Source organism: Brevibacterium sp. p3-SID960, assembly GCF_025144725.1.
GTDB lineage: Bacteria > Actinomycetota > Actinomycetes > Actinomycetales > Brevibacteriaceae > Brevibacterium.
In genome coordinates this window covers 1-11,060 of record NZ_JALXKS010000059.1, presented here as the reverse complement: position 1 = coordinate 11,060, position 11,060 = coordinate 1, and the positions used below count along the sequence as shown (strand labels likewise).

The 11,060-nt window shown below is 63.2% G+C and carries 11 protein-coding genes; 4 read left to right on the top strand and 7 right to left on the bottom strand.

The features are described 5' to 3' along the window. Positions 1–206: 206 nt before the first annotated feature. The 4 genes from M3B11_RS13005 to M3B11_RS12990 all read right to left on the bottom strand — a co-directional run bounded on the left by M3B11_RS13005 (position 207) and on the right by M3B11_RS12990 (position 4,413). On the bottom strand, positions 207–1,850 hold the full coding sequence (locus M3B11_RS13005; RefSeq protein ID WP_396121589.1) for a cytochrome bc complex cytochrome b subunit: 1,644 nt from the start codon (positions 1,848–1,850) through the stop codon (positions 207–209). Next, positions 1,847–2,896, bottom strand: a complete 1,050-nt coding sequence (locus tag M3B11_RS13000; protein ID WP_259877869.1) for a ubiquinol-cytochrome c reductase iron-sulfur subunit — start codon at positions 2,894–2,896, stop codon at positions 1,847–1,849. Before M3B11_RS13000 ends, M3B11_RS13005 begins: the two co-directional genes overlap by 4 nt. A 43-nt stretch (positions 2,897–2,939) precedes the next feature. Further along, a complete protein-coding gene (locus M3B11_RS12995) occupies positions 2,940–3,692 on the bottom strand; it encodes a c-type cytochrome (RefSeq protein ID WP_276544745.1) in 753 nt (250 codons plus the stop codon). Positions 3,693–3,774: 82 nt separating this feature from the next. Continuing rightward, positions 3,775–4,413: a heme-copper oxidase subunit III gene (locus M3B11_RS12990; RefSeq protein ID WP_259877867.1), complete on the bottom strand. Its 639-nt coding sequence runs from the start codon at positions 4,411–4,413 to the stop codon at positions 3,775–3,777. 338 nt (positions 4,414–4,751) lie between these two features. On the opposite strand from M3B11_RS12990, the gene trpD reads away from it, so the two are divergent. Further along, positions 4,752–5,861: an anthranilate phosphoribosyltransferase gene (trpD, locus tag M3B11_RS12985; protein WP_259877865.1), complete on the top strand. Its 1,110-nt coding sequence runs from the start codon at positions 4,752–4,754 to the stop codon at positions 5,859–5,861. 13 nt (positions 5,862–5,874) lie between these two features. Here trpD and M3B11_RS12980 read toward each other — a convergent pair whose 3' ends face one another. Further along, positions 5,875–7,641 (bottom strand): DEDD exonuclease domain-containing protein, encoded by a 1,767-nt coding sequence (locus M3B11_RS12980; protein ID WP_259877863.1) that lies wholly within the window; start codon positions 7,639–7,641, stop codon positions 5,875–5,877. Between the two features lie 136 nt (positions 7,642–7,777). On the opposite strand from M3B11_RS12980, the gene M3B11_RS12975 reads away from it, so the two are divergent. Further along, positions 7,778–8,104, top strand: coding sequence for a hypothetical protein (locus M3B11_RS12975; RefSeq protein ID WP_217004927.1), 327 nt, complete (start codon positions 7,778–7,780; stop codon positions 8,102–8,104). A 31-nt stretch (positions 8,105–8,135) separates the two neighbouring features. On the opposite strand, the gene M3B11_RS12970 is transcribed toward M3B11_RS12975, so the two are convergent. Both M3B11_RS12970 and M3B11_RS12965 read right to left on the bottom strand, forming a co-directional pair. Further along, a complete protein-coding gene (locus M3B11_RS12970) occupies positions 8,136–8,573 on the bottom strand; it encodes a hypothetical protein (RefSeq protein WP_102160014.1) in 438 nt (145 codons plus the stop codon). 1 nt (position 8,574) lies between these two features. Then, the gene (locus tag M3B11_RS12965; RefSeq protein ID WP_259877861.1) at positions 8,575–9,357 is read right to left on the bottom strand and encodes a carboxylesterase; all 783 of its coding nucleotides are present in this window, start codon (positions 9,355–9,357) and stop codon (positions 8,575–8,577) included. Between the two features lie 160 nt (positions 9,358–9,517). On the opposite strand from M3B11_RS12965, the gene M3B11_RS12960 reads away from it, so the two are divergent. Further along, positions 9,518–10,240: a 1-acyl-sn-glycerol-3-phosphate acyltransferase gene (locus tag M3B11_RS12960; RefSeq protein ID WP_259877860.1), complete on the top strand. Its 723-nt coding sequence runs from the start codon at positions 9,518–9,520 to the stop codon at positions 10,238–10,240. Positions 10,241–10,470: 230 nt separating this feature from the next. After that, positions 10,471–11,046 (top strand): MerR family transcriptional regulator, encoded by a 576-nt coding sequence (locus M3B11_RS12955; RefSeq protein WP_102160020.1) that lies wholly within the window; start codon positions 10,471–10,473, stop codon positions 11,044–11,046. Positions 11,047–11,060: the final 14 nt, after the last annotated feature.

Here is an 11,060-nt window from a genome sequence, read left to right as displayed (position 1 = left end):
AGGCGACTCTGAAGAATAGAGCAGGCGCTAGGTTCGAGGGATATCCCGGCGCTCCGAGCGTTGATTCCGCGATGTGCGGCAGCAGCTATCCCTGACGTGCTGCGACGGGGCGCTGTCATTCCTGGAAGCTGTCAGCCAGCGCCCCTGGAAGTTACGAAAGAGGCGCCAGTCGCAATGACTGGCGCCTCTCTCAGGTGATCAGCGAATCAGTGGCCGATCGAGCCACGGGATCCGACTTCGTGGCTGCCGGCTTCCACTGCGTGGTGATCGTGGTGAGCGGCATCGAGCTCTTCCTTCGTCACCGGTGCGACCCGATCCTCGTAGAAGTACTTCGCGATGGTCGCGCGGCGCCTCTCACCCTTAGAGATCTTCCCATCAGGTCCGGGCTCGGCCGGGATGTAGCGCGGCGAATCATAGGCCATGAGCTTCCACAGCTTGTGCGGGTCGAGCGGCTTGTGGCGCTCTTGGAACTCGCCGTGCGGCAGACGGATGATCTCACCGGATTCGAAGCCATGCAGGACGATCTCCCGATCCTTCCGCTGCAGTCCCAGGCAGACCCGCTTCGTGATGATGAAGCCGAGGATCGGTCCAAGGAAGAACATGATGCGGAAGATGTAGATCATGTCGTTGAGCGACATGTGGAAGAACACGGCCATGAGGTCACCGGAAGCGGCGGCCCACATGACTGCGTACCACACGACTGCGGCCACACCGACAGCCGTACGCGTCGGGTTGTTGCGCGGGCGGTCGAGGATGTGGTGTTCGCGGTAATCCTTCGTCAGCCAGGCTTCGAAGAACGGCCAGATCGCCATGGCGCCGAACAGCACGAGGGCTGCGAGCAGTGCGGTGTTGATGTTGAGGCTGAATGGCAGTCCGAAGATGTAGAACTCCAGCCAGCCCGGAACGATACGCAGGTATCCGTCCATCCAGCCGATGTACCAGTCAGGCTGCGTACCAGCCGAGACGGGAGACGGGTCGTACGGTCCGTAGTTCCACACGGCGTTGATGGTGAAGATGCCGGACAGGAACGACAGCAGGGCGAAGATCATGAAGAAGAAGCCGCCACCCTTCGCAGCGAAGGTCGGCAGAACGGGCTCGCCGACAACGTTGCGGTTGGTGTGTCCGGCGCCCGGCCACTGGGTGTGCTTGTGGATCACGACGAACATCAGGTGGATCGCGATGAAGGCGATGATGAGCGCCGGGACGATCATGATGTGCAGCGTGTACAGGCGGGACACAATGTCGACACCGGGGAACTCTCCTCCGAACAGGAAGAAGGAGGTGTAGGTGCCGATCAGCGGGATCGACTTCAGAAGACCGTCGATGATGCGCAGGCCGTTGCCGGAGAGCAGGTCATCAGGCAGCGAGTAGCCGGTGAAGCCTGCACCCATGCCCAGGGCGATGAGCGCGATGCCGACCATCCAGTTGATCTCACGCGGGCGGCGGTATGCGCCGGTGAAGAAGATGCGCAGTGCGTGAACCGAGACGGCAACCATGAACAGCAGGGCTGCCCAGTGGTGCATCTGGCGGATGAAGAGTCCGCCGCGGATCTCGAACGAGATCGCCAGAGTCGATTCGTAGGCCTCGGACATCTCGACGCCCTGCAGCGGAATGTAGGGGCCTTCGTAGATGGCGTGACCCATTGCCGGCTTGAACCAGAACGTCAGGAACGTGCCGGTCAGAACCAGGATGATGAAGGTGTAGAGCGCAACCTCACCCAGCATGAAGGACCAGTGGGAGGGGAAGATCTTGCGTCCGAATTCACGGACCATCTTTGAGGCGCCGACGCGGGTCTCGGCAAAGTTCGCCGCCTTGCCGACCGCGGTAGTGGGTTCGTGCGTCATCGTCATTCTACCGAAGTCTCCCTCATGTTAATCTCCCAGAAGGTCGGTCCGACGGGCTCAGGGAAGTCGCGCTGAGCCACGAGGTAACCCTCGTCGTCGACTGCGATCGGCAGCTGGGGCAGCGGGCGCTTAGCCGGTCCGAAGATGACCGCGCAGTGGTTGGTCACGTCGAAGGTCGACTGGTGGCACGGGCACAGCAGGTGGTGCGTCTGGTGCTCATACAGTGCGACGGGGCAGCCGACGTGGGTGCAGATCTTGGAGTAGGCGACGATGCCGTCGACGCCCCAGTCTTCCTTCTCGGGATCCGTGTTGAGCTCGCGTGGGTCAACGCGCATGAGGAGAACAGCGGCCTTGGCCTTCTCATCAAGCGGGTGCTCCGACTCGTGCATCTTCTCCGGGATCACGTGGAAGGCCGAACCGATGGTGACTTCTTCGGCGCGGATGTAGCGATCCTCTTCCGGAACCATGCCCGGGTCCTGGCACAGGCGCACGCCCGGACCCCAGAGGGTCTTGAACAGGCTGTCACCCGGCAGCGGTCCCAGGTCGCGGAAGACCAGGATCGCCGGCAGCGGAGCAAGCGCGACCGCTGCGATGAGGGTGTTGCGCAGGAACGGACGGCGGGCGATGCCCGACTCCTCCTTCGCCTGGTTGAGGATCTCAACGGCCACAGCCTGATCCTCTTCCGAGCCGGCGATGTCATGGCGGCTCTCGACGACCTCGGCGTCGGGGATGAGCTGGCGGGCCCACAGGATGACGCCGATGCCGATGCCGGCCAGGGCGGCCGTCGCAGTGATGCCGAACGCCGTGTTCTGCAGGCGCAGGTTGTTGTACGTACCCGGCTCTGAGTCGAACAGGAAGTACGACACGATGAAGCCGATCGTTCCGATCATCGACAGGATGAACCAGCCGGCGATCTGGCGTTCGGTGATGCGCTCAGCAAGCGGCGAGCTGTCAGTGACTCGTGGCTTGTGCTCGGGCAGACCAGGGTTGGTGTGCCCGTTCACCTGCTCGAGCTGGCTGCCGGCTTCGGCAGTGAGATGCTTCGAGGTCATTCGCTTCCTCGTCTATTACTCGATACGGATGAAAACTTGCGGGTTACTTCGAACGCGAGGACAGCCACATCGTGATGCCGATGACGCCTGCCAGGCCGAAGAACCAGATGAACAGACCCTCAGACACCGGTCCGAGCGAGCCCAGGGAGAATCCGCCGGGAGGGGTCTCCTCGGTGACTTCCTTGATGTAGGCGATGACGTCGCGCTTCTGCTCAGGGGTGAGGTTCGCGTCGTTGAAGATCGGCATGTTCTGCGGGCCGGTCTGCATGGCCTCGTACAGGTGCTTCTCGGAGACGCCGGAGAGGCTCGGGGCGTACTTGCCGCGGGTCAGTGCACCACCGGCACCGACGACGTTGTGGCACATCGCGCAGTTGGTGCGGAAGAGTCCGCCACCGGCTGCTGCGTCACCCTTGGAAGGATCCAGGTACTCGTCCTCCGGAACTGCCGGTCCGGGGCCGAGGGATGCGACGTAGGCAGCCATCTGACGGGTCTGCTCTTCGCTGAACTGGGGCTGCTTGACCTGAGCCTGCGGGCCCATCATCTGCAGCGGCATGCGGCCGGTGCCGACCTGGAAGTCGACAGCAGCGGCGCCGACGCCGATGAGGCCGGGGCCGTTCTCGGTTCCCTCACCGCTCATGCCGTGGCATGTCGCGCAGTTCGTGACGAAGAGCTTCTCGCCTTCCTCAACATCTGAGGCGGAGTACTCTTCAGCGTTCGCAGTGCTCGTTCCGGTGAATGCGGCGTATGCGCCTCCGGTGAGGAGCAGGCCGACGAGCAGGAGCACGACGAGTGCCATGGGGTGCCGGCGTCGTTCCGCTAGAAGCTTCACTAGTTAGTCCTTTTGTTGCAGTTGCCAGGGGTGAGGTCTTACGGGCGCGTCACATCAAGATGTAGATGACGAAGAACAGGCCAACCCACACGACGTCGACGAAGTGCCAGTAGTACGACATGCAGATGGCGAACGTCGCCTCTCGATGGCCGAAGCGCTTTGCGGCGTGGGTGCGTCCGATGACGAGCAGGAACGCGATGAGTCCGCCGAGCACGTGGAGGCCGTGGAAGCCGGTGGTCAGGTAGAAGACCGAACCGTAGGCGTTCGAGTTGATTGCGATGCCCTCGGAGACGAGGGTGGCGTATTCGAAGACCTGGCCGCCGATGAAGATCGAGCCGAGGATGAAGGAGAGGTAGTACCACTCGATCATGCCCCACGAGCCGATGTTCATGAGCCCGCCGGTGCGGCGCGGCTTGAAGTGCTCAGCCTTGAAGACACCCAGCTGGCAGGTGACCGATGAAAGCACCAGGATCGACGTGTTGATCGAAGCGAACACGACGTCGTGCTTAGCGGTCTCCATCTCCCACATCTGGGGCACAACGGACCGGATGGTGAAGTACATGGCGAAGAGCGCGGCGAAGAACATCAGCTCGCTCGACAGCCACACGATGAACCCGACTGTCGTCGTGTTGGGCCTGTTTACGACTGGATGAACCGGCGCTGTTGAAGTTGCAGTGGCAGTAGACACGCCTCCATTATTACCCAGTCCGCAGGATAAATTCACCTTTTGCTCAGCTAGTTGAGTGAGTTTTTCTACAGCGTGTGGAATTTCCAGCGAGAACTCGCGGCCGGAGGGTTCGTTACGACTATGCAACGTGCGCGTGTCGCGAGCTCCGAACCGCGTCGAAACGGCATCGGCGCACATCAGCGGCCGGTCCCGAGGTGGAAGACGGGCGGAGGTTCGGATCGCCGCTTGCGCAGAGCCGCCGGTGAACGGGTTCGGTGTGCTGTGTGCGTGGCGCGTAGGATGTTCCGGTGACAGCCTGGCCGCTGTCCGCATGATCCGCTCCAACTCGAAAGGCCCCTATGTCTGCCGTTCCTTCTGCAGCCGATGCTCCTGCCACCGTCTCCGGTGTGCGGGAGTGGCCGGATTTGCTCGTGGCGCTGATGAACAAGGAGAACCTCGACGCGGCGACCGCCGGGTGGGCGATGGACGAGATCATGTCCGGCAGCGTCCCGGATGTGACGATGGCGGCATTCCTCGTCGCCCATCACGCCAAAGGGGAGACGGTTGAGGAGATCACCGGCTTGGTCGAGGCGATGATGGGACATGCCGTGCCGCTGGAAGGCCTCAGCGATGCTGTCGACATCGTCGGCACTGGCGGAGACCGGGCCAAGACCGTCAACATCTCATCGACTTCCTCGTTCGTCATCGCCGCAACCGGCCAGCGTGTCGTCAAGCACGGCAATCGAGCGACCTCCTCGGCCTCGGGCTCGGCTGACGTGCTCGAAACGCTTGGACTTGTGCTCGATCTGACTCCCGAGCAGTCGCGGCAGCTTGCCGACGAGGTGGGGATGGCCTTCTGCTTCGCCAACGTCTACCACCCGGCCATGCGCTTCATCGCCCCGGTGCGCCGGGCGATCAAGGTGCCTTCGGCGTTCAACATTCTGGGGCCATTGACCAATCCTGCGCGCACCCGTGCCACGGCGATCGGTGTTGCGAGCAGGGAGATGGCGCCGCTGGTTGCCGGTGTTCTGGCCCGCCGGGGCGACTCGGCAGTCGTGTTCCGCTCACAGGATGGGCTTGATGAGCTGAGCAACACCGCAGTCAACGACGTCTGGGAGGTCCGCGACGGGGAGATCACGCACAGCAAGTTCGACGCTTGCAGCCTCGACTTCGCGCGGGTGACCAAGGACGACCTGCGCGGTGGCGACCCGGCATTCAACGCCCAGGCCATCCAAAGCGTGCTGGCCGGTGAGCACTCGCCAGTGCGCGACATCGTCCTGCTCAACTCCGCCGCCGCACTCGTCGCTGCGGACCCGTCTGCCGAGGGGCCTTTCGCTGAGCGCCTCGCGGCGAAGATCGAGATCGCCCGCGAGCATCTCGACTCCGGCGCAGCGTACGACAAGCTGCAGGAGCTCATCGCCGCTTCCCGTCGTCTCTCAGGCCGCGACGAGGTGCCTGTAGAGGGGTGATCTGCTCAGCCCCTCACTGCGGGGCTGAGCTGCTCGTCGGGACGAAGCCGCTGGTGTGCAGCCCGAATGCATGTCCGCATCGGGGTGCACACCAGGTTCCGGTGACCGACAGCAACTGGGTGCCCGACTGCTGCAGCCAGCGGAGCACGATATCGGTCTCCTCTTCATAGGTGCTGCCTGTGCCCGGAACCGGCTCATCGACATGCTCGCCCGTCAGCTGCAGGGCTGACACGACTTCTGGAATCCGGCTCGGATGCGCGACGTGCGCACTGCCTGCCAGTTTTCCGTATCGGATCAGGGCTACGTCGTCACCGGCTGCTGGGTTGCCGTACTCGCGCGGCTGGGCGGCGATGATCTCAGGCACGGCGTAGAGCCCGCGCCGCTGCTCATCGGAAACGGTTGTGCGCAGCAGGTCAGCTGCGAGGTCGCGGATCTCAGCGGCGCGCTCGTATCGCTGCGTCGCGCTGGCGGCGATCATCGCCTCGCGGATCTGTTCGAGCAGTCCGGAGGAATCGCCGCTGAGAAAGGAGACGAGATCGGTCAGCTGGGTGAGGTACTCTTCCTGGCTCTGGCCGATGCACGGGCCGGCGCACCGTCCCATTTCAGCGGCTGCGCAGGGGGTTCGGCGGGCTGCGGCAGCCGACCGCGTGCACCGCTTGACGGTGACGACGCGTTCTAAGGTGTCCTTGATCCGCTGTGCGGTTGCCTGTGATCTGAACGGCCCGAGGCGGGGGTGCCGCTCCGGTCTATCGGCCGCAGGCGGAGTCCGCGTCACCGACAAGCGAGGGTACGGCTCGTCTGTCAGCCGCAGCCACGCGCGCTTATCGGCGTTCTTCGAACGCCGGTTGTACGGCGGCTGCAGCTCGGCGATGAGCCGTACCTCCCGGACATTGGCCTCAAGTACGGTCTCGCACACCAGTGTCGAGACTTCCTGTGTCGCGGTGATCATCTCGGTCATCCGTCCGCGTGTTTCTCCGGCGTTGAAGTACTGACGCACACGTGCGGCCATGTTCCGGCTGGTGCCGATGTACAGCGTGCGGCGCGAACCATCGAGGAACATGTAGACGCCTGGCAGTGCGGGCACATCGCGCGCCAGATGCGATTTCCGCTGGCGCTTCTGCCAGCCGGAGGTGCGCACGGTCCCCAGCTCTTCAAGGGTGGTGATCCCGTATGAGCCGAAGCGCTCGAACAGGTGGTGCAGGATCTCATTCGTGGCCCTGGCATCGTCGAGAGCGCGGTGAGTCGGTGGTGTCTGGGTGGCGAAGTGCTGCGCCAACGTTGCCAGCTTGTGATTGCGGACCTCGGGCCGGGGTACGACATGGCGTGCAAGGCGAACTGTGTCGAGCACGTGCGGGTTCGGCCACTGATAATCCAGGCGTGCGCACGCAGCCTTGAGAAACCCGATGTCGAATCCTGCGTTGTGGGCGACCAAGACAGCTCCGCGGCTGAACTCCAGAAAGCTCGGCAGCACAGCATGAATCGTTGGTGCTCCTGCCACCATTCCATTGGTGATGCCGGTGAGGCGCTCGACGAACGCAGAGATGACCGCCTGTTCGGGGCGCACAAGGGTGGAGAACTCACCAACCACCTCACCGCCTAGAGTTTTGACCGCACCGATCTCGGTGATCTCCTCGCGCTGCGCGTGGGCACCGGTTGTCTCCAGGTCCACAGTCACGAAAGTGACGTCGTGCAGAGGCGTGCCCACATCGGCGAAGGAAAGCTGCCCACTGCGGGGCTGCGAGGCCTGATCGAACAGCGGGGGCTGGTGGCTGGCTGGCATAGGAACATGATGTCACGCGCCGCAGACAACGCCTCGGACTGCGATGCAGTGATCGGATCGCCAGGCGATGTCAGTGGGTGCCCGTAGCGTCAATGGTGCACGTTCATCGACACAGCACTGACCTGAGGAGCTGACCATGATTGTCGAATGCACCCACCCTGACCACCTCATCGATGCCACCGGACGAATCGACTGTCCCGCCCCTAACTGCCTGGCAGCAGCAATCGACCGCAGCGACGTCGGCCAGCGGCCCAACCCGATGGATCGCCTGCCTGCTCAGCGTCCGGACTGGATTCTCTCCAGCCCGGACGTGCTGGAGGAGTGTGAGGTCGAGGCGCTGGCAATCCTCGGAGACGCAGGCCTCGTACCGCAGCTCGTCAGCCTCGGACCTGAAGACGCCACGACTGAGATGCGTCCTGCCGGCCTGCGCGGTTCAATGCTGCGGAACGCCAGAGGCGCCTGATCGGCTGCATCCGGAAGGCTGAGGGGAATACTCAGACCTGCGCGCCGTCACCGTCATCGGGTGAGCGGTACTGGGGGAGATGCCGAATCAGCACGAAGGTGCTGAGCAGTATCACCACGATGATCCCGACGAGCGCGTAACCGGGCAGCCCGCGAAACAGGAAGGCGCTGAGGACCAGCGCGCTGATGCCGCCGATGAGCCCGACGATGCCGAGCATGAAGAGCGGGGAGGCGGTTCGCCAGCCGACCGGTCCGGGATCCGGTGGCTGCCACTCCTCGTCCTCGGCTAGCGCGTCGCGGATCTCGTCCGAGGACATCTCCGGCACGAACCCCTGGTCGCGGTTGATGTCGGATACGAGATCCTCCCACCGTGTATCGTCAACACGCTCGCTGTCATCCAAGGCGTCCCACGTGGGCTCGAACTTGTCATCGTCTGATGAGGAGTGGTCGTCGCGTGAGGATGGAGACATCTCAGCTCGTCCGGACGCTGCTGTCGGTGTTCACGGTGCTGACGATCTCGCCCACGATGACATCTGCGTCGTAGTCGACTGCGGCCACGTGGTAGCTGCGGCGCAGAATGACGACACGCGGCGAGGTGAGCAGGGCGTTGCGCAGCAGACGAGCCGAGCGGGGGCGAACGACATGGTCGGTGGTCGAGATGCACAGCGTTGTCGGTGCCGACACCTGCCACAGGCGACGGCGCAGGTGTTTGAGCTCTTGGTGCAATGACGCCACTGCGGCCACCGGCGTCTGTGTATACGCGTGCTCGGCTGCTCCGGGCAGCGCGATGTCGCCGCCGATGCCGGGAACGGACTTGATGACGTGCCGAAGGATCGGTGTCAGCGGGGCCAAGGGGGAGTCGACGTATAGCGCTGGATTGATGAGCACGAGCCGGTCAACCAGGTCCGGATGGTCGGCTGCCAATGTCAGGGCCAGCGCTCCGCCCATCGACAGGCCGACCACGATGACGGTGTCGTGCTCGTCGGCGCAACCCATCAACGCTCTTTCAGCGTCGGCAAGCCAATCCTGCCAGCGGGTGCGGCTCATGTCCTGCCAGGTGGTGCCATGTCCTGCCAGTTTCGGCACGCTCACTGACACATCGGCCCGACTGGCAACCTCGCGCGCCACATCGGCGAAGACCGCCGGCGAACCGGTGAAACCGTGGAGGAAGAGGACAGCGGTCGACGAAGACTGCGAACTGATGTTGATCGCTGCATGGACGTCGTGCTCGTCGCCAGAGGCATTGTCGTACATGGGCACCAGACTGCCATATAAGGAGTGACTCTGACAGCGATTGAGCGCAGATCGACGATCGCGTGGGCGGGGGCGGGCGACCGCGAGCGTTTTCCTGCTCACCTCGGCGTTGTAGTAGTCTCGGATTCGTTCGTGACTCAGACTCGTCGAGAGGGGTCGAGTGTTCTACTGGCTGCTCAAGCGCATCATCGTCGGGCCATTCCTGCGTGCGCTCTTCCGCCCGTGGGTGCGCGGCTTGGAGAACATTCCCGAGACCGGCGGGGCGATCATCGCCGGCAACCATCTGTCCTTCATGGACTCGATCTTCGTGCCGCTCGTCGCACCCCGACCCGTTGTGTATCTGGCCAAGAAGGACTACTTCACAGGCCGAGGAGTCAAGGGCACCGCAACGAGGTGGTTCTTCCGGCTGACGAACCAGCTGCCCATGGACCGATCCGGCGGTTCGGCGTCTGAAGCGTCGCTGCACTCCGGGTTGAAGGTCCTCAATGGAGGCAATCTCCTCGGCATCTATCCAGAAGGAACCCGCAGCCCTGACGGCAATCTTTACCGCGGGCGCACCGGCGTGGCGCGGCTCGTCCTCGAAGCCGGCGTGCCGGTTGTGCCGGTTGCACTCATCGGAACTGACAAGGTCCAGCCTGTCGGTCGGATGCTTCCGCGGTTGCGCCGGATCGGCGTGGTGTTCGGAGAGCCTCTTGATTTCTCCGAGTACGAGGGCATGGCCGGTGACCGATTCCTCCTGCGGTCGATCACCGACGACATCATGTACGAGATCCTCCGCCTGTCTGGTCAGCGGTATATCGACACCTATGCCTCGTCAGCCAAGACGAAGCTGCTGGCTGCGAAGAAAGCAGACGATCAGCCGTCCGGTGATGCGAAGGCCTGATTCGACTGGGGTTCAGCTGGCACGCTGGAGTCGAAAGTCGTTCGATTTCTTCGATAACGGCGACACGCGCAAATCGTTATCGGCAGGTGTTTGGCCAGGGGAAACTCAGCCAGTAGGTTCGATGTGTACGTTAACCCCGAGTCGCTCGAAGGTCATGCGGTAGAATTGTGACACTGCCGCAAACCGGAATGCGACTTCGCTTCCCCTAGGGGCTAAAAGGAGGAGTCGGTGTGAACCGCTCAAGTCAGGAACAGGCTGCTGCGCCCGCCGTGCCGCCTTCAGCTCAAGGTCTGCTGTTCGATGATGATCTGCCGAACCTTGACGAAGACGCGGGCTACCGCGGAACGACAGTCATCAAGGTCGTTGGCATCACCTACCGCCAGCTCGACTACTGGGCACGCACCGATCTCGTCGTCCCGTCGATCCGGACTGCTACCGGTTCGGGATCGCAGCGGCTCTACAGCTTCCGCGACATTCTCGTCCTCAAGATCGTCAAGCGCCTTCTCGACACCGGCGTGGGTCTCCAGCAGATCCGCACGGCAGTCGGGCATCTGCGCGAACGCGGTGTGCAGGACCTGGCCACGATCACTCTGATGAGTGATGGATCGAGCGTCTTCGAATGCACGTCGACTGACGAGGTCATCGACCTAGTGCAGGGTGGCCAGGGAGTCTTCGCCATCGCGGTGGGAAGCGTTTTCCGCGAAGTCGAAGGATCGCTGGTTGAACTGCCAAGCGAGCGTCCGGAAGACGAACTGCCGCTCGTCGATGAGCTTGCGCAGCTTCGTGAGCGCCGCAAGGCCAACTGAGCAACGTCGTCACA

Bases quoted from the DNA above. Each gene is read 5' to 3' on its own strand.
- M3B11_RS13005 (WP_396121589.1), bottom strand. From the start codon at position 1,850: ATGACGATGACGCACGAACCCACTACCGCGGTCGGCAAGGCGGCGAAC.
- M3B11_RS13000 (WP_259877869.1), bottom strand. From the start codon at position 2,896: ATGACCTCGAAGCATCTCACTGCCGAAGCCGGCAGCCAGCTCGAGCAG.
- M3B11_RS12995 (WP_276544745.1), bottom strand. From the start codon at position 3,692: ATGGCACTCGTCGTGCTCCTGCTCGTCGGCCTGCTCCTCACCGGAGGC.
- trpD (WP_259877865.1), top strand. From the start codon at position 4,752: ATGTCTGCCGTTCCTTCTGCAGCCGATGCTCCTGCCACCGTCTCCGGT.
- M3B11_RS12980 (WP_259877863.1), bottom strand. From the start codon at position 7,641: ATGCCAGCCAGCCACCAGCCCCCGCTGTTCGATCAGGCCTCGCAGCCC.
- M3B11_RS12975 (WP_217004927.1), top strand. From the start codon at position 7,778: ATGATTGTCGAATGCACCCACCCTGACCACCTCATCGATGCCACCGGA.
- M3B11_RS12970 (WP_102160014.1), bottom strand. From the start codon at position 8,573: ATGTCTCCATCCTCACGCGACGACCACTCCTCATCAGACGATGACAAG.
- M3B11_RS12965 (WP_259877861.1), bottom strand. From the start codon at position 9,357: ATGTACGACAATGCCTCTGGCGACGAGCACGACGTCCATGCAGCGATC.